The sequence below is a fragment of the Microcystis sp. M079S1 genome, from assembly GCF_020246425.1.
Classification (GTDB): domain Bacteria; phylum Cyanobacteriota; class Cyanobacteriia; order Cyanobacteriales; family Microcystaceae; genus Microcystis; species Microcystis aeruginosa.
In genome coordinates this window covers 34358-55495 of sequence record NZ_JADBSZ010000200.1, presented here as the reverse complement: position 1 = coordinate 55495, position 21138 = coordinate 34358, and the positions used below count along the sequence as shown (strand labels likewise).

2 protein-coding genes are annotated in these 21138 nt (G+C 40.2%); one reads left to right on the top strand and one right to left on the bottom strand.

The window, feature by feature from the left end; genetic code table 11:
* Positions 1-14 precede the first annotated feature (14 nt).
* Positions 15-8378: a non-ribosomal peptide synthetase gene (locus IM456_RS13205; protein WP_287692361.1), complete on the bottom strand. Its 8364-nt coding sequence runs from the start codon at positions 8376-8378 to the stop codon at positions 15-17.
* 918 nt (positions 8379-9296) lie between these two features.
* Here IM456_RS13205 and IM456_RS13200 point away from each other — a divergent pair.
* Positions 9297-21002 (top strand): type I polyketide synthase, encoded by an 11706-nt coding sequence (locus IM456_RS13200; protein ID WP_287692360.1) that lies wholly within the window; start codon positions 9297-9299, stop codon positions 21000-21002.
* Positions 21003-21138 lie beyond the last annotated feature (136 nt).

Genomic DNA, 21138 nt, shown 5'->3' with positions numbered 1-21138 from the left:
AAAGATTCTCCTTATTAGTCAATTTCTGCCAGAATATCGTCTAATTCCTGTTGATTCAAGTGCGCTACTGGAAAATCTGAGGGAGTGTAACCCCCAGCATCAGGAGATAAACAATGCTCAATCAATTTCAGCAAAGCTTCTTTATAGCTGCGCCCTAAATATTCTACCGTCGAACGTTCATAGATGAGATCGCTATAAGTCCAGTTTACTTGTAACTGTCCCTCGATAACTCTGGCCGTAATCTCTAATAAATGACTACGATGTCCCTTAAGACTGTGATTAGGCCCCTTAGACTCATCCGCTAATTTCCAATCCCCTTTTTGCAATTGTCCTTGCTCAAATTGACCTAAATAATTAAACAAAACTTCTCTGGCAGGAATTTCAGCTAATTGAGACTTAATATCAGCATCATCACTCAAATATCGCGAAATTCCATAGCCAATTCCCCTGTGAGGAATAGCTCGTAACTGTTCTTTAATAGATTTGAGCCGCTCACCCGGGTGATTTTCGGGGGGGAGTCGCAAAATAACCGGAAAAAGACTGGTAAACCAACCTACCGTCCTCGATAAGTCAACCTCACTGAACAAATCTTCTCGTCCGTGTCCTTCTAAATCAAGAGATATGGTCAAATTTTCTGTCCATTGTGTCAAAGTTTCTGCTAAAGCGGTTAACAAAACCTCATTAATTTGAGTGTTATAGGCAGCGGGGACTTTTTGCAAGAGGGTGCGGGTTTGTTCTTCATCTAGAGTCACCGTGACATCATTTGCCGTCGCTACTGTATTGTATTGTTTTCCAGCCTCGTCATCTACAGGTAAATTTCTCGCCTCTAACCAAGGTTGAGTTAACCAATAGTCTAATGGCTCTTTCGCTTTTTCCCCTTGTCCATAATCCCTCAAGAGAAGCGCCCAATCCTGAAAGGCTATGGTTTTAGGTGGAAGTTCTACATTCTCCCCCCTTTCTAGCTGTTGATAAGTCATCAATAAATCTTCTAACAAAATTCGCCAAGATACACCATCAACCCCCAAGTGATGAATAATAATCAGTAACCGACTGGGTTGATAGGGTGCCAATTCCAATAGTACCGCCTTGATTAATAGTCCAGTAGAGAGGTTTAAACTTGCCTGTTGAGTTGTTGCCATTGCTAAGAGAGTTTCCCTTTGCTGAGATTGAGGAATAGAAGACAAATCAATCACTTCAAAAGGTACTTCCTCCGGCATTCCTTCATTAACTTGTTGCCATTGTCCTTCCTCCACAGTAAACCGTAACCGCAAAGCGTCATGATGTTCAATTAATTTTCTCAGAGATTGAGCTAACAAATCAGCTTTCAGGTGATGGGGAACTTCTAAGAGGACAGACTGATTAAAGTGGTGCATTTCAGCGCGATTTTGCTCAAAAAACCACAGTTGAATGGGAGTGAGAGGCACAATACCCGTCACTAAACCCTGTTTAGCTAATTCGGCTGTGGAATAATCGGCAACTGTAGCTAGTTCCGCAAGAGTAGGATATTCAAATATCTGTTTAGGGGTAATCTTCAACCCGGCTTGACGAGCGCGAGCGACAACCTGAATACTGAGAATAGAATCGCCCCCAACTTCAAAAAAGCGGTCATAACGACTCACTTGTTTAATTCTGAGAACATCTTGCCAAATACTGGCCAAAATCTTTTCTTTCTGAGTATGCGGGGGGACAAAATCCTGCTCAGATGTCCAAGGTATCTCAGGGAGGGGTAAACTGGAACGGTCAATTTTTCCATTGGGAGTCAGAGGGAGAGCTTCTAAGGAGACAAAAAGAGCCGGAATCATATACTCTGGCAATTTCTGTCCCAAGAAACGACGCAAATCCTCAGTATTTATCGGGCCATTTTCTCCTACTAGATAAGCGACTAACCTCTTATTCCGATAGGAGTCTTCCCAAACCTTCACCACCTTTTGCTTAACTTGGGGATAAGTCCCTAGAGTTGCCTCAATTTCTCCTAATTCAATGCGGAAACCCCGCAATTTTACCTGATTATCACCCCGCCCCAAAAAATCAATATTTCCATCGGGTAAATATCGGGCTAAATCTCCTGTTTTATAGAGTTTGGCATTGGGTTCATTACTAAACGGATTGGAGATAAATTTCTCGGCGGTTAATTCAGGTTGATTCAGATAACATCGAGCTAACCCTTTACCCCCGATATATAAATCACCAATAGTGCCTAGAGGAACCGGTTGCTTAAAAGAGTCCAGAATATAAACTTGAGTATTGGCAATAGGCCGGCCGATACTCGGTTGTCCATGGTGTCCTTTCGGCACTAAGCTAAAAGTGGAATAAGTGGTATCTTCTGAAGGACCGTAGAGATTATAAACATTCTTAATGTTTTCCTGCTGGTAAAGCTTCTGTACCAATTGATTAGACAAAGCTTCTCCGGCGAGGTTTACCGTTTGCACAGTCTCAGGTATCGCCTCAATTTCCAGCAGTTGAGCGATCGCTGTAGGTACGGTATTAATTAATGTTACCTCTTTGGCTGCACTTAAACTAGGCAAATCTAGAACATTCTGGGCCAGAATAATCTTACCCCCCACAGCCAAGGGCAAAAATAGTTCAAATACTGACAAATCAAAACAAATAGAAGTAGCTCCCAAAACCCCCGCTAATTCCTCACTGCTAAAGACTTCCTTTGACCAATTGAGTAAGGTTGTGGTGCTGTGATGCTCAATGACAACCCCTTTTGGTTTCCCCGTTGAACCGGAGGTATAAATCACATAAGCGGTATTACTGGAACTTACGGGTAAAGAGAGGTTTTCGGGACTTTCTAGGGCTATATTTCTGGCTTCTGCCTCTAATATCACCAGATTCCCTGGATAATTCCCTAATTTCTCTACTAATTTTGCTTGTGTTAGCAACAAGGAAACTTGAGCATCTTCTAAGATAACATTGAGGCGTTCAGTTGGATAAGCTGGATCTAAAGGTACATAAGCTCCCCCTGCTTTGAGAATGGCTAATAACCCTATAACCATCTCAGGGGTCCGTTCTAGGCAAATTCCCACCAAAGACTCCGTTTTTACCCCTTTTTTGCCTAAATAATGCCCTAATTGATTCGCTTTTTCGTTTAATTGACGGTAGGTTAATTGTTCATTTTCTGTAATAATAGCGATCGCATCAGGACTGCGCTTAACTTGCTCCTCAAACAATTGATGAATACACCCATCCGGATAGTGAACCTCAGTATCATTCCATTCTTTTAATAATTGATGTTGTTCTTGCTCAGAAAGTAAACAACAAGTTTCATAACGTTCTAACCCTTCCGTTGCCATAGCGATGAGAGTTTTCTCGTAGTATCCTCCGATTAACTCCATCTGCTTTTCCCCTAGATAATTCCCATCATATTTAAGGGTAAGTTCTATTTGAGATGAAAGGGGATGAAGACTAAAATTAGCTAACAATGTAAAATTAGTTTGATTAAAAAACTTCCCTCCTAAGACCTCTAAATCTTTCACCCCGATGATACCTTGATAAACATGGAAATGAATAAAATTAAAAGCCGTATCAAACAAAGGTTGACCTGATTTTTGTAACTCAGCGAGGGGATATCTTCGCCAAGATAAGCATTCTCTTTCAACATCAAAAGCTTGCTTAACTAAATCGCTCCAAGTGCTTCCAGATAACTCTAAACGTAGGGGCAAAGTATTCAAAAATAAACCTAATATCTTTTCCCCATCGGCTGCTTCTAACCGTCCATTAGAGACTAAACCCGTAACAATATCCCTCTGATTATTCAGTAAACTTAATACCCGAAAATGAGCCGCCAATAAAACACTTTTTAGGGGTACTCCCACTTGTTTACCGAGTTGTTTTAATCCCTGAGATACCTGACTAGATATAGGAACTAACCAATCCCAATCTTGATTAACTCGATTAGATTTCGACCACTGAGGAAGTTTAGTCAGCGTCACATCTCTGAGTTTTTCTTGCCAATAATTCTGGCATTCTGGCGATTGGACAGTTTTCTTTTCTAAGGCGACAAAATCCCTAAAACTGAGAGCCGGAGGGGGAGAAAGAGGTAAAACTTTTTTGTCGAGAAGATAGAGATACTGTTGTAACAATTCTGTGAGCAACGAAGCCACACTCCAACCATCTAAAATAGAGTGATGAAAACTGAAAGTTAGGTTAAATTTATCCTGACTGCGGCGATGGAGATGAAAGCGAAATAAAGGAGGAATATTCCAGTCAAAAGTGCGGATTTTTTCCCGCTCAATCCAATCATCAATAGCCGTGTCTTGTTCAGAAGTAGATAGATGGGTTAGGTCATCTAATCCTAAAGGAACATCGATTTGTCGATGAACTAATTGTAGGGGTTCCTGATATTCAAAGAGTGCGAAACTGGTTCGTAATACTGGATGCCGCTGGACAATCTCCTGAATAGCACTATGTAAAGCGGGAAAACTAAAATCAGCACGAATATGATAGGTAAACACATCATGGTACACCGATAGATTCCCCTGATATTCACTATGAAATATCATCCCCAATTGTAGAGCAGTTAGAGGATAAGCATCCTCCACTTCCTCCGGTAAATTGAGGCGAACTTCTTGAGAAATTAAACTAAAAACTTCCGTTTTTTCAGTCCCTAAAGTATCAATTTCATAGCTAACGCAATTGGCCAATTCTTGAATGGTTTGATGTTGCAATAATTGGGGTAAGGAAAAATGAAAACCCATTTGTCGCGCCTTAGCGATCACTTGTATGCCCCGAATCGAATCCCCCCCAAGTTCAAAAAAATTATCGTGAATACCAACCTCTTCGATGCCCAAAACTTCAGCCCAAATCAGTGCTAAAATTTCCTCAAGAGGGGTACAAGGTGCTACAAAATTCTCCGAATTCCTTAAACTGTTATAGCTTGGAGAGGGTAGGGCGCGACGGTCAATTTTTCCACTATTTGTCAGAGGAATAGCATCCAATTGCACAAAGGCATGAGGTATCATGTATTCTGGGAGTTGCTTTTGCAGATAACTCCGCAGTTGGGGAATCAGTTTACTGTTTAACTTAGACCTTAAAGGGTGATTTGCATAAAGTTGCCATTCAGGTTTTGCGGTGTGGGTGGGGGTAAAAGCGATGTAATTTCTACGGGAATTTTCCAGCGGGGCAAAAATCACATCGTAACGGTCCGGAGTATCCGACCAAGTTACCCAAACCGAAAGGGATAAATCCTCAGCTAAAGCCGAAAAATCTTCAGGTTCTACGGCATTTTCTGGTATAATGTCCGATTTAATAGCTTTAAATTCCTCGGTCGTCCCAAAGTCTTGAGAATTCCTCAACAATTCCGCACTTTTTAAAGGTCGAAACAAGCGAGAATTAGGGACACCTATCACCCTTAACCCCTCAGATTTCCCCAGTTGATTTCTTACCTCAGATAAAGTCAGCTGCTGTTCAGTCCAGTTTAATTCTGGAAAGTCGGTGCTAAAATCCAGAATCGTTTCAATCCGCAGAACAACATTATAACGGAATTGAGTTAATTCGTTGTGGTGTTGACCTCTCTCTAGATGAATCTCGACTTCAGTAATCTGAGGAAAATAGGACTGAATTGCTCTAAAAAAATCTGGGTCAATAAATAATTCATTTTCTTGCTCAATTTTTCTCTGTACACGCTGTTTAAAATCCCTAATCGAATCTTCAGGGTTAGCCTTATAAAGTTCTACATCAGCGTGAAAAGCTTCCATGAGTTGCAAGTTTCGCACATCTCCAAGGAAAATACACCCCCCCGGAGTTAGTACCTTGATAGCTCCCTCTAAAACCCGCAATAAGTAATCTATATGGGGGAAATACTGCACAACCGAGTTAAGGATAATTGTATCGAATCCTTCTGACTCCAAACCCTCAAAATTATCGGCTGTGCTATGCAATAGCCTGACTTGCTCTAGCTGAGGCCCTTCTTGATTAATTCGCTGAATATAGTCCAAGGCTACTGATGAAATATCGGTTCCCCAATAATGCTGACAATGGGGAGCAACTTGGAATAATATTAACCCGGTTCCACAACCTATTTCCAGAACTTTTTTCGGTTTTTGAGCGAGAATAACCTTAACTTTATCATCTAGCCATTCTCGCATCTGAGCAACCGGGATAGGTTCCCCCGTGTAACTACTATTCCAGCCAACAATATTAAATATCCCTTGAGAATCTGCCGATGTTTGGCTGTAAATTTGGTTATAGAGGCTTTGCCATTGCTCGATTTGCTCATCGAATAATTGCCCTTTTTCTGAAGTCGCCAAGAGTTCCCCCTCTTGAGACTGACCCACAACATAAGCAATTAGTGTTTTACTCCCTGTTTCTGTCTCCGATGCAATGACTACCGCTTGCTCAACTGCTGGATGTTGACTGAGTATAGTTTCAATTTCCCCAAGCTCAATCCGGAAACCTCGAATCTTAACTTGATGGTCAATACGCCCCAAAAATTCAATATTTCCATCGGGTAAATACCGGGCTAAATCTCCCGTTTTATATAATTTTGCCCTAATTTCTCCCCCTATTTCTCCTTCGACCTTAGCAAAAGGATTAGGGATAAATTTCTCGGCCGTCAATTCGGGACGATTGAGGTATCCACGAGCTAAACCTATGCCACCAATATGTAATTCTCCCACAATCCCTATAGGAACTGGTTGTAAATCCGGATTAAGAATATAAATCTGAGTATTGGCAATTGGTTGACCAATACTCACTAGAGCTTTTTGATTCTCCGGCAAACAGGGCCAGTAAGTCACATCAATCGCCGCCTCAGTCGGACCATAGAGGTTGTGAAGTTCACAGTCAAAATGCTCAAAAAAGCGTTGTGTTAACTCTAATGACAAAGCTTCCCCACTACAGAAAACCCGCTTGAGAGAACTACATTCTTTTAGCTCTGGTTCTTGCAGAAACACTCGCAACATTGAGGGGACAAAATGAAGGGTAGTGATTTGCTGCTTTTGGATCAATTGTATTAAATAGGTACTATCTTTATGACCTTCTGGTTTAGCTACCACTAGGGTTGCACCGGCTAATAAGGGACAAAAGAATTCCCAGACTGAAACATCAAAACTAAAAGGGGTTTTTTGTAAAATGCCATCACTCTTAGTTAACTGATAAGTATCCTGCATCCACAACAAACGATTCCTAATCCCCTTATGATTATTCATTACGCCTTTAGGCTTACCTGTGGATCCCGAAGTATAAATAACATAGGCTAAATTTTCCCCCGTTACGCCACTGTCACAATTGTTCTGACTTTCTTGAGAAATTGCTGGCCAATCTGTATCCAAAGCAACAACAATTCCCCGGTATTCCCCCAACAATCCCCGCAGCGATTCCGCAGTAATGATCACTTTTACCCCAGTATCTTCTAATAGATAACTTAGGCGTTCTTGAGGATAATTAGGATCTAAGGGGACGTAAGCTCCTCCAGCTTTCAAAACAGCCAATAATCCTACTACCATTTCTAAGGAACGCTCTAGATAAATTCCTACTAATTCCTCTGGTTTTACTCCTAATTTTTGTAGGTAATGACCAAGTTGATTGGCTTTTTCATTTAATTTTTGATAAGTTAATTCTTGATTTTCAAAAATGACCGCCACTCTCTCAGGGTAAAGTTTGGCTTGCTCTTCAAATAGCTGATGAATCCATTGCTTTTCAGGATATTGAATGGCCGTATCATTCCAATCTCTCAGCAATTGTTCTCGTTCTTTTGTCGTTAATATATCAATTTCTGACAAATATATATCGGGATTACTCGTCACTGTTTCTAAGATTTTCCGGTAATGTCCTAGCATTCTCTCGACAAAATCTCTGGGAAATTTATCTTTAATAAAAGTGACAGAAACACCACTATCATCCGCTTCTATGGCAAAAACTAATTGAAACCGATTTAACGAAGAAATGTCGGCGCACAGTCCTTCTTTGATCACAGCAACGTCAAAAATATTCTCTAGATTTCCTCCTCTTGCTGCCAAGGTTTTGACCAAACTATCCAGAGCATAGTTTTGATGGCGATATCCTTCTTGTAAATCTTTACGAATGATTCTTAGTAAATCTTTAAATGAACTAAAATTCTGTTGATTGAATCGGCAAAATATCAGGCTATCTAATTTTTCTGTATTCAAAGCTCCTGTAGCCGTGGCAAACTCGACTTGAGCAGTATATTTAAACATTAAAACTTGGACAACAGCCAGATAAAATGCTAATTTATTAACGGAATTGTTTGCCGTTAAACTGTTGATTTTTTCCTGTAAATCTGTAGAGATAACTTCAATAACGCTATCTTGCTCCCCGGTTTTATTCTGACTTACATTACCAAATAGAGTAGTTACTGGATCTATTTCTTGAAGTTGCCGAATTTGGTAATCTATTGAAACCAGATGTGCTTCCATTGCTGTTCTAAGTAGTTGGACAAAAGTAAAGTTAACTGTAGGGTAAGGAGTCAGGAGACAGGAGACAGGAGACAGCTTTTGTGTATTCTCCCCACTTGCCACTTTCAAGTCAGGAGTCAGTAAGAATTGCGGCAATTTACATTTCTTAAGATAGACAACAGAATTTATGTCCGACTACTTAACTTTTTCCCTAAATAGTAGTTTATGGCGGTATCAGAGTCATGGGGTACAATGCTTTTTTCCCCGTTCCCAGTTCCCTTAAAGCGATAATTCCCGTCTCTGACGAGTGGGATTATTGCTATACGAACTACAGGAAACCCGCCTAGGGCTAAGGTCGAGGTTTCTGTCGCTTGTTCAAAATTGTTCTGAGCCTCGACATCATAGCATATTAACCGACATTCCGCACATCTTCATATACTTTTACATATTTTTACATTCCCCAAGCTGTTTTGACGAAAAATCTTCATTGTAGAAACTACTGTGGGAGCAATAAATTAGTAAAAATTATTAATTGAATATTAAGAAGTGCGGAAAGTGTGACATTTAAAGATAGATTAGCGCAAGACTATCAGATCTGAGGATGCCAAACCCCACACCGGGTTATTGGAGATGTCTGTTGACAATTACTACCTCGATCAGGTATGATTAGCTGTCTGGTCGTAATAGCTGAAGAAGTGACAACGAGGTGGAAATTTAAGTGAGGTGCGGGGAAAATTTCCTCACTGTAAGCCATACTGTAAGCCATCAAATTAATCGACTCACCAGGTAAAAACCAAATCCCCTCGTTATCTTTCGGCGAAAGTCTCAAGCTTTTTCCCTACACCCTAACCCCGACACTCTACACCCTGTTTCACTTTCCATCTGCTTGTCACCCCGTCAGTCGCAATAATTATTCTTTTCCAAGTCGATTCTAACACTATGGACTTTCAAGATAAAAAGAACTTATCCGAAAACGACCAATCAATCCAAGCTAGAGTTTTTAAAGCTCTTAGTGAAGCTAAAGAAAAATTAAAAGCTTTCGAGTCTCAACAAAGCGAACCCTTAGCTATCGTCGGTTTAGGTTGTCGTTTCGGTCATAATATTGCGACACCTGAATCCTTCTGGTCTTTCCTCAAAGCGGGTAAAAATAACCTCAGAGAAATACCTAAAGAGCGCTGGAACCAGCAGGATTTTTATGATTCAGATCGGAATAAAGTGGGTAAAATCTATGTTTCTCAGGGGGGGTTTCTTGATGATGTCTCCCAGTTTGATGCCCATTTTTTCGGAATTGCTCCCAAGGAAGCCGTCGCTATGGATCCTCAGCAAAGGTTGCTTTTAGAGGTAGCCTATGAAGCTTTGGAAAATGCAGGAATGGCAACAACGACGGCTAGAAGGGGAAAAACAGGGGTTTTTATCGGGATTACCAACAATGACTATGCCCGTATTCTTACCTCAAATGAGGACTATAATGCCATCGGAGCCTATCATATTTCGGGTAATCATACTAATGCGGCAGCTGGGCGTATTTCTTACCTTTTAAATCTTAATGGTCCGAGTTTGGCAGTAGATACCGCTTGTTCTTCTTCCTTAGTCGCTGTTCATCTCGCTTGCCGTTCCTTACGTTCCCAAGAATGCAGACAAGCTTTAGTCGGAGGAGTGAACTTAGTTTTAACTCCAGAAGTCGTCATCGCCTTGTGCCGCAATCAGATGTTGGCCCCAGATGGCCAATGCAAAACCTTTGACGAAAGTGCCGATGGGTTTGGAATCGGCGAAGGTTGCGGAGTCATCGTCTTAAAAAGACTCAGTGACGCTCTTCAAGATGGTGATCACATTTGGGCAGTGATTCGAGGGACCGCAGTCAACAACGATGGAGCCAGTGGCGGCTTTACCGTTCCTAATGGGCCTGTGCAGAGAGAATTAATCAGAGAAGCTCTAGCTGATGCTCGTTTAGATGCCGAGGCGATCGATTATGTTGAAGCTCACGGTACAGGAACATCTTTGGGAGATCCCATCGAAATTAAAGCCATAGCCGAGGCATTATGCCTCAATCGTCGGAAATCCAACCCGTTATTAGTCGGTTCTCTCAAAACTAATTTAGGTCATCTGGCGGCGGCGGCGGGAATTTCAGGATTAATTAAAACCGCATTATCGCTGCACTACCGTGAAATTCCGGCTCATCTAAATCTCAAAAAACCCAATCCTCATATTAATTGGGATGCCTTACCGATTAGTATCGTCACGCAAAATTGTCCTTGGAATGTTAATAATGGCAAGCTCAAAGCGGCTGGAGTCAGTTCTTTTGGAGCATCGGGAACCAACGCTCATGTTATTTTAAGCGAACCGCCTCAACCGCAACCCCAAAACCCCAAAATATCCCCCATTCTCGTTACTTTTTCGGCTAAAGAACCCGAACGTTTACGTCTTTTTACGACTCAATTTGTGGATTATCTTGAGCAGAAAACATCTCTCAACGTCAAGGACATTGCCCTATCTTTAAATACCGGTCGTTTTCCCCATAAACATCGTCTCGCTCTTTTAGTTTCTAATCAAGAGAATCTGCGCCAAGGCATTCAGGCTTTTCTCAAGAGCGATGGGGATGAAAAGCAATTTCAAAATATTCAAAATAATAGCTTCGACATCATTTATGGAGAAGCGCAAAGCCATCCTAAAATTGCTTTTCTCTGCCATGACGAGCAAGAAATTAGTCTAGAAATAATTGAAAACCTGCTCAATAATGAGCCAGTATTTTATGATGCTTTTAGGCACTGTGATCATCTGTTTAAAAAATATTTAGAATTTTCTCTTCAGGAATTATTGTCATCTAAAAAAGCCTTAGAGCCTCAGATTCCTTTGTCTGTACAACCGGTATTATTTGCCTATCAATATGCTCTTTGTGAACTCTGGAAATCGTGGGGAATTTCTCCTTCTGCGATTTTAGGTTCTGGATTAGGGGAATATCTCGCCGCTCAACAAGCGGGCGTTTTTTCCCTTGAAGATACCGTCAAGCTGGTGGTGAAACGCGCTCAAATTAGCCCACAAAACCCCAACTCAGAAGACCTTTTATCCTTGCTCAAAAGCACCCCAGAAGTCGATTCTAACTCTCCCGATATTACCCTAATTTATCAGGGTGAAGTGGTGAAAAAATCTCTCAAAAATTCCGTGAATAGAGGGGAAAGGATTAGGCAAAAATCCGACGAAATCGCCCAGGGAATTTCTACTTTGCATCAAATGGGATATCAAATCTTCCTAGAAATGGGAATCAGTGCCAATCTCATTAATATAGGTCGTCAAAAGTTAGGGGTAAATTCAATTCTATGGTTATCTAGTTTAGGGGAAGATTGTCACAGTGATCAGCATGAGCAAAGGGTGCTAGGTCAACTCTATGTACGAGGATTTAATATTAACTGGGAAGCCTTTCATCGCTCACATCCCGGGCAAAAAATTAGTTTACCTAATTCGCCTTTTATCCGCAAACGCTACTGGATAAATTCTGGCAATAAATTAGAGTCTTCTAGCTATAAAAACCCTAATTATTACTCTGGACATCCCTTAATAGGCGATCGTTTTCCTTCTCCCTTAGCTCTCCTTCAATATCGAGGGAGCATTAGTAAACATAAACCTGCATTTTTAGGAGAACATCAGGTTTTTGATCAGGCCATATTGCCAGCATCTGCCTTGATAGAAATGGCTTTAGCTGCCGGGGAGAATCAAAAAGTTATTTTAGAAAATGTTGAATTTAAGAAGGCATTAATTTTAAAAGATACGGAAGACACATTACAGTTAATCATTGAGCAAAAAAGCTTTAAAATTTACCATGAACTTGAGCCAAATTGGGAAATATTAGTTACTGGAAAAATTGAGGAATTGAAATCAACTAATTTAACCCATTGTCATCTAGAAGAAATCGCCAAAAATTGTTCCGAAGAAGTCGATATCAACTCCTTTTATGAAACTTATCAAAAATCAGGGATAAATTACGGGAATAACTTTCGGCTCATTCATCAACTGAAGCGGGGGGAAAATACAGCTTTTGCTCAAATCAAATTAACCGATAGGTTAGAGCAGGAAAAATATCATTTTCATCCGGCTATGTTAGACGCTTGTTTTCAAGGGATTGCTGCCATTTTATTTCAAGAAGAATCCTCAGTAACTTATGTTCCTGTTCGCCTTGGGCAATTGGCATTTTTCCACCCTCCTGATGAGCAGGTAATCAGCGCGGTTCGACTGAAAAACTCCTCCCCTAACCCTAACATTATCATCGCTGATATTGATATCTATTCCCCCCAAGGTCAACCCTTAGCATCCCTCACCAACTTAGAACTAAAAGCCGTTCAATCTCAAGAGATTATCCCCCAAGAAATCCCCCCTCAAATCTATCTAGAAGAATGGATGCCTTGCGAGGAATTATTAGGGAATGGCAGAGACACTTTAGTAGCTCCCCAGGTGATTAAAAATCAAATTCACCCCGCACAGTTAGAACAACAACTAGGGGAAAAATTGGCGCAATATGAGCGCTTAATGGAGGCCTTAGAAAAGTTAAGCGTAACCTATATTTGGGAAGCCTTAACAAAACTTAATGGACAGCCAAAATCAGGTCAAACTTATTCCGAAGCACAGATAGCAAATCAAGGTCAAATTGTCGATTTTTACCGACCTTTATTATCTCGATGTTTAAGCATTTTAGCTGAAGAAAAAATCGTTAATCAGACAAAAGATGGCTGGTTATTCGTCAAAGAATTAGAAGCACCTTCATCGCCATCGCAAATTAAAATTCTCCGCCAAGAATTTGCCGATTATCCAGCAGAAATTAGTCTCATGGAGCGTTGTGGCTCTGCTTTGGCAGCAGTCATGAGTCGTCAAGTTGAGCCATTAGAATTACTCTTTCCTCAAGGGGATTTAGAAGCGATCGCATCAATTTATTCGGAAGCTGCCGGAGCTAAATTGATGAATCAGTTAGTCGCCACCACAATCAGCCGTGCTATTGAGAATTTCCCCCCCCATTATCCCCTAAGAATTCTCGAAATTGGAGGAGGAACAGGAGCCGTTACTGCTGGCATTTTACCTCACTTACCCACAGAACATATCGAATATGTATTCACCGATATTTCCTCTAGTTTCTTAACAAGAGCTAAGGAAAATTTTAGAAACTACCCCTTTATTAAATATCAAACTTTAGACATTGAAAAAAATCCCTTTACTCAAGATTTTCTCCCCGGCAGTTTTGACATAATCATCGCCGCTAATGTTCTTCATGCCACAGCCAACCTTCAAAAAACCCTGGAAAATGTGCGCTCTCTCATCGCTCCTAAGGGACTACTAATCCTCTTAGAAAGTACAGGGGCAAGACGTTGGGTAGATTTAACCTTTGGCTTGACAGAAGGATGGTGGTTATGTAGTCAAGATCTGCGGCGGAATGGTTATCCGTTAATCAGCACAAAAGATTGGCAAAATTTACTGATTGAGAATCAATTTGAAGACATTAATATTATCGAACCAAGCCAAGCAAAAACCCGAAATTTATTAAAACAAAGTGTCATCATTAGTCGAAGCAGTGAGCAATTACCTTCTCTTCCGGCAAAATCTTACTATCATCAAATAATCTGGGCAGATAGTCAAGGAATTGCTAACGGTTTAATCCCTCTATTCCAACAGAGAGGAATAAGTTGTTCTTGCGTCTTTTCCCAAGATATTAACCCAGAGATGGCTGAAGATTACCTATCAATATTGAGAAACTCGATAACTTCAGAAACTCGTCAAATACTGTACTTCTGGGGCTTAGAAAAAATCCCTGGAGAAATTGATCAACAAGTCGAGATTCATTGTCAAAGATTTCTCTTTTTCTTACAAGCCTTATTGCAGCAAGAAAATCCGCCGGCTCTGATTTTAGTGACTCAAGGAGCAGTACCAGCAAAAGCCATTAAAACCCTGACCTCTCCCTCTCAAGCATCCTTATTAGGAATAGCCTTCAGCCTAGTCTTAGAACATCCTGAACTTAATTTTAAGGCGATTGACCTAGATCCAGATGAAGTAAACTCAGCCGACAAACTGCTGCAAGAAATCTACAGTAATCCCCAAGAAAACCGGGTTGCTTTGCGGGGGGAACAGCGTTTTTATCCCCGTTTAGTGCAGAGAAAACTTGAAGATGGAAATATCAATTTTAGTCCTGATGGCTATTATTTAATCACAGGAGGCACAGGGGGGTTAGGATTAGCAACAACCCGATGGATGATTGAAAAAGGGGCGCGGAATCTAGTTTTGTGTAGTCGTCGAGGGGCAGAAGGAATTAGCCCTGAAATATTAGCCAATCTCTCCTCTAGTGGGGCAGAAATTACCCTCAAAAAACTTGATATTACCGATGCTGAAAAACTGCACACTGTCTTAGAAGAATGCCGTTCTAAATATCCTGTACGAGGCGTTTTTCACATTGCCGGAACCTTAGACGATACAACCTTATTAAGACTAACACCAGAGCGCTTTAATTATGTTTTAGCTCCCAAAGTTAAAGGAACTTGGTTGCTTCATCAACTCACCCTAAATGACCCATTAGAATTCTTTGTCTGTTATACTTCTGCTGTATCTTTAATTGGCTCAGCTGGACAAGCCAATGCCGCGGCAGCTAATGCCTTTGAAGATGCTTTTATCTATTATCGTCAGGCGCATCATTTACCCGGAACGGTCATAAATTGGGGTCCTTGGAGCGAAATAGGTGCAGCAGTAGATCGCAATGTTTTGGAGAGATTAGCCGCTAAAGGATATGGGGCTATGAAACCCGATTTAGCCCTTAATGCTCTCGAAAAAATTCTCCTAAATCAGATTATTCGCGCTGGTGTAATTAAGATTGACTGGCAACAATTTCCTTATATTCATCAAAGCTTTTATAAAAACTTTCTGCCTCAAGGAAAACCCCAAGCTGCCCCCTCATCTGAGTTTTTAAAACAATGGCAAAATTTAACCTTAAAAGAGCGTACTAATTGGCTAACTAATCATATCATTATGCGTGTTTCTACTGTCTTAGGACGCTCAAATGATGAAACTTTTTCCCCTCAACAAGGCTTTTTTGATTTGGGGATGGACTCTCTCACTTCTACAGAGTTACGAAATCTGTTACAAACTGACTTTAATTGTTCTCTCCCTTCGACAATTACTTTTCGTTTTCCGAATGTTGAAGTCTTAGCTAATTATTTACAGCGAGAAGTTCTAGATAATTGTCAACCGGTATTTACCCCTCAAATAAAATCAGAAATTTCTCAAAAACAGCCAGAAAAATCACAACTCGATGATGATCCTATTGTTATTGTCGGCATGGCTTGTCGATTCCCCGGCGGTGCTAAGAATTTACAATCTTTCTGGGAACTTTTAGAACAGGGAAAAGATGCTATAACAGAAATTCCTCAAGAGCGCTGGGATCAGGAAACATGGTATGATCCTAATCCCGATGTCCCCGGCAAAATATACGCTCCTTACGGTGCATTTCTAGAACAAATTGAGGAATTTGATGGAGAATTTTTTGGCATTATTCCTAGAGAATCTGTCGCCATGGATCCTCAGCAGCGTTTACTCTTGGAAACTACTTGGCAAGCTTTAGAATCTGCTGGACAAAATCCCCAAAAATTACGCAACAGTCAGACGGGAGTTTTTATCGGTTGCATGACTCAAGATTATGCCCAATTAAGTTATTCTCCTCAAGCCATTAATGCTTATACTGGTTCAGGAACTTCTGTTAGTATGGCGGCGGGTCGTCTTTCTTATGTCCTTGGTTTACAGGGTCCATCAATGACTATTGACACCGCTTGTTCCTCCTCATTAGTAGCGATTCATTTAGCTTATAATGCCTTACTTAATGGTGAGTGCGATCTGGCTTTAGCCGGAGGGGTTAATATTATTTTAACTCCCATTATTTCTTTAATCGAAAGTCGCGCCCATATGCTTGCCCCTGATGGACATTGCAAAACCTTTGATGAGAGCGCGAATGGCATGGTGCGAGGAGAAGGCTGTGGAATAGTTGTTCTGAAAAGATTGAGCCAAGCGGTTAAGAATGGAGACCAAATTTTAGCGAAAATTTATGGCACAGCCGTCAATCATGATGGTCCAAGTAGTGGGCTAACTGTTCCTAATGGTCAAGCTCAAGAACAATTATTACATCAAGCCCTTAAACGTGCTAATCTCAAGCCTGAACAAATCGATTATATTGAAGCTCACGGCACTGGAACAGCCCTTGGTGATCCCATTGAATTAGAAAGTATGTCCGCCGTTTTTGGTCAACGCTCCCCTAATCGGCCTTTAATTATTGGTTCAGTAAAAACGAATTTAGGCCATTTAGAAGGTGCTGCTGGAATTGCCGGATTAATTAAAACCGTTCTAGCGTTACAACACCATAAAATACCTCCTCATCTTCACTTTAAAAATCCTAATCCCCGCTTTGATTGGAGTTCTCATATTTTTGAAGTTCCTGTACAAGGAAAACCTTGGGATATCAGCGAACGTTCAAGGATTGCTGGAGTAAGTTCCTTTGGATTTAGTGGAACGAATGCTCATATCATTGTTGGGGAAATTGACGCTGATTTACCTCAACCTTCGGAGAATAATTTTTATCTATTACCCCTTTCGGCTCGTTCTGAAAAATCGCTGCAAGAGTTAGCGAGAAATTATCAAGATATTTTGACTGAGTCTATCAATTTAGCTGATGTTTGTTTTACCGCCAGTACAGGGCGGGGGATTTTTCCGCAACGAATCTGTATTTTAGCAGACTCAATAACAACGGCACAACGAGCATTAATTGATTACCAAGATGGTGAAAATTCTGACTCATTAATCCGACCGATTTTATCAGAGACTCCACAAAAGATAGCTTTCCTCTTTTCTGGACAAGGCTCTCAATATTCCGGCATGGGAGAAACCCTTTATAACCGAGAAGTTGTTTTCAAGGAAACATTAGATCTTTGTGATCAAATTCTAGAACCCCTTTTAGAAAAATCTCTCTTAGATTTAATCTTTCAAGAGCAAAATAGTGAGTTATTAGAGGAAACCCAAATCACTCAGCCGGTGATTTTTTCCCTTGAATATGCCCTCGCCAAATTATGGCAATCTTGGGGAATACAACCTTCAGCCCTTTTAGGACATAGTATCGGGGAATATGTGGCGGCTTGTTGGGCAGGAGTCTTTTCATTAGAAGATGCCTTAAAATTAGTGACTCAACGGGGTAAATTAATGGGAAAATTGCCCCACAATGGCAGTATGTCCGCTATTTATGCTGATTATGAGACGGTAGCAAACGCTCTAACTTCTTATGAAAATCAAGTTAATATTGCTTCAGCCAATGGCTCAATTACCGTCATTTCTGGATTTAAAGAGATTGTTGAGCAACTCGAAAAAGAATTTATTGATCAAGGGCATAAAACTAAACGTTTAGCGGTATCTCATGCTTTTCATTCTCCTTTAATGCAGCCCATTCTTGATGATTTTTCCCAGGTCTTAAAAACAATTTCTTTTCATGAACCTAGCTTAACGATTATTAGTAATCTGACAGGGAAACCTGTAGGTTCAGAAATTACAACTCCTGATTATTGGGTAGATCATCTGCGTAATACTGTACAGTTTAGTCAAGGATTTCAGTCTTTAATTGATCAGGGTTATCGTTGTTTTCTAGAAGTCGGTTCTAAGCCTGTATTACTGAGTATGGCTCGCCTTATTTCTGCCAACCAAGACCTATTATGGTTGCCTAGTATTGTACCTGGGCAGGATGAACAGGCACAAATGTATAGAAGTTTAGCGACACTTTTTGTTAATGGTTATTCCCTAGACTGGACTAAAGTATTTAAACAAGGTAAGCGGATTATTTTACCGACTTATCCCTTTCAAAGAGAACGGTATTGGTTATCTAATTCGGAATTTTCTCTAGGGTCAATCAAGACTCAGTTACATCCTTTCATTAGAGATTTTAAAAAGTTAGCAACGGGAGACATGATCTTTGAAGGTGAGGTGAGTTCTCTTAACCCTAGTTATTTAGAAGAACACAAGGTATTTGAGAACATTGTATTTCCAGCTACCGGTTTTATTGAAGCTATTTTAGCCGCAAGTCAGAAAATATTTAATGGGCATTTTGTCACCCTTGAAAATGTCTCTATCCATCAGGGATTACTCTTATCTCCAACTCCCTCAATAATCCAAATAATTTTTAAACCTAAAAAATCATCTCAACTGATTTATACTTTTGAGATATTTAGCAGTGATTCTGCACAAGAACAATGGCTTCTTCATGTTACAGGTGAAGTCAAACCTAAGGATATACAAAGCTTGGCTGCCTCAGAATTAAACCCAACTAAATTAGAAAGAGAAAACCCTAATGCATCGATTTCTATTCGTGAATTCTATGAGCTTTATCAGCAGATGGGTATCAGGTATGGGGAGCAGTTCCAAGCGATTCAAGAGTTATATTCTTTCAAAAAAGGCTCTCAAGCTAAAATTAGTATTAACCCTAGTTTAGCGGATCGGCGTTATTATTTTCATCCAGTTCTTTTGGATGCTTGCTTACAGAGTATTGGGGCAGCTTTCCCCGAAATTCATGGTCAAGAATTGCATCTACCTTATGGATTCTCTTCCTTGGAAATATTCCTAAATCCAACTTCGCAAGTTTGGACGGAAGTTCAGGTCATCTCAGATACTAATGGTGAAATGAGAGTAAATGTTAATATTTATGATGAACAAGGACAGCTTTGCGCTCGCTTTACTGACTTAACAGCACGGCGCATAAATCCAGCTATTTTACAGAGTTTATGGCAAGAAAAGTCAAATAATTGCTTTTATAAAGTGGAATGGAAAAAACTTTCTTCAATGCCAACTGTTGCCGTCGATCCTCAAAATTCTTGGTTAGTCTTGGTTCGTCCAGAAACAGACTTAAATTCCCTAATTAATTTATACAAAAAGGCAGGAGAAAAAGTAATTACTGTAGAAATGGGGCAAAATTATCAATGTTATTCTCAAGATTATTTTGTGATCAATCCGGCTCAGAAATCTGATTTTCAGCGTCTCTATCAAGAAGCTTATCCATCTGGAGAATTTCCGACTGGCGTTGTTTTTTGTTGGGAATCTTCAGAAGCTGAAGACGTGCTAGATACAGTATATCAGAGTTCTCATGCCGTCTTAAATTTAGTGCAAACCCTCACTAATAACTGGGAGAAATTACCCCATTTATGGCTGATTACTCGCGGGGCTAATAAGATTATCAATGATACGGCTTTATCTCCTCAACAGTCCCATTTATGGGGATTAGGAGCAGTCATTAATCAAGAGTATCCTAAAATGGGTTGTGTTTGTTTAGATTTACCAATCCATAAAGAAGCTAATGAAGCTGCACTTTTATTCAATGAATTAAAGTGTTTCCCCCATGAATTCCGTTTGGCTTTACGTCAAGGAAACCGCTACGCAGCCAGGTTAGTTTCTGCATCTCTTCCTACCTCAGAAAAACGACAGTTTATTAATCAGTCAGGGGCTTATTTAATTACGGGAGGGGGAGGAAAACTCGGCGGATTAGTGGCTCAATGGTTATCAGAAATGGGAGCAAGTCACCTAGTTTTGTGTAGTCGCCATGTTAAATCTTCAACAGAATTGATAGCCCCATTAGTAGAGAAAGGAACAAAAGTAACCTTGATTGAAGCTGATATTACTTCCCCCACAGATATGAAAAATTTATTCTCTCGTTTTGGGGAAGACTTACCCGTCTTACGAGGAATAATTCATGCAGCAGCGGTCTTAGAAGATGGGCTTATCAGTAATCAAAGTTGGCAAAAATATCAAAAGGTAATGAGTCCAAAAGTAGCAGGAACTTTATTATTAGATCGTTATACTCGCTCTCTATCTTTAGACTTTTTCGTAAGCTTTTCTTCTGCGGCTGTCATCCTTGGTTCACCGGGTCAAAGTAATTATGCGGCGGCTAATGCTTTCATGGATGCTCTAATGCAGCAACGGCAAAGTTTAGGATTACCTGGTATTAGTATTAATTGGGGAGCTTGGGAGACGAGCAACCAAATTGATCAACAACGTTTCGCTAATTGGGGTTTGCAGATGATGCCTTCTGAGCAAGCGTTTCAATATCTCAACCAGATAATTTTAGATGATATTACGCAAGGGATAGTTCTCGATATTAATTGGTCGATTTTTAATCAAACTTTCAATATTAATCAACCCTTCTTTAGCGAGGTATTAACCCTAAAAAATCAAAAACAAACAAGTCCAGCAAAACTATTAGAACGATTAAAATCTGTCTCTATAGACGAACGAATAAACGCTTTAGTAGAAGGACTGGAGAAAATATTAAGAGAAGTGACAGGGTTAAATGGGAACAAAGTTATTCCTCAACAAACATCATTCTTAGACCTAGGGTTAAACTCTCTAATGGTCATAGAATTTAAAAATCGCTTAGAAAGAGATTTAGGGTGTAAATTGCCATCTTCGATCATTTTCGATTATCCTAATCTTCTCAGCTTAAGTACCTACTTAAGGGAACAAATTCTAGCCAATCATCTCGATTTTGAGATTAAAATAAATCCAATTACTGACAATCATAATCCCTATGACAGCCTCAGTGAAGACGAACTGGCAAGATTACTTAATCAAAAATTAACGGAGCTTGATCAATATGGAGGTTAAATTTTAAAAATAATGTTTCAAAAGCCATAAGATGTGGTAGGCTAAGTAGGTGAACATGAGTAAGCTTAACTCTGTGGGGTTAAACTTTTGTTTATATTCACTGATAGTAGCATCCTAATTTATGTTTAACGGCGTA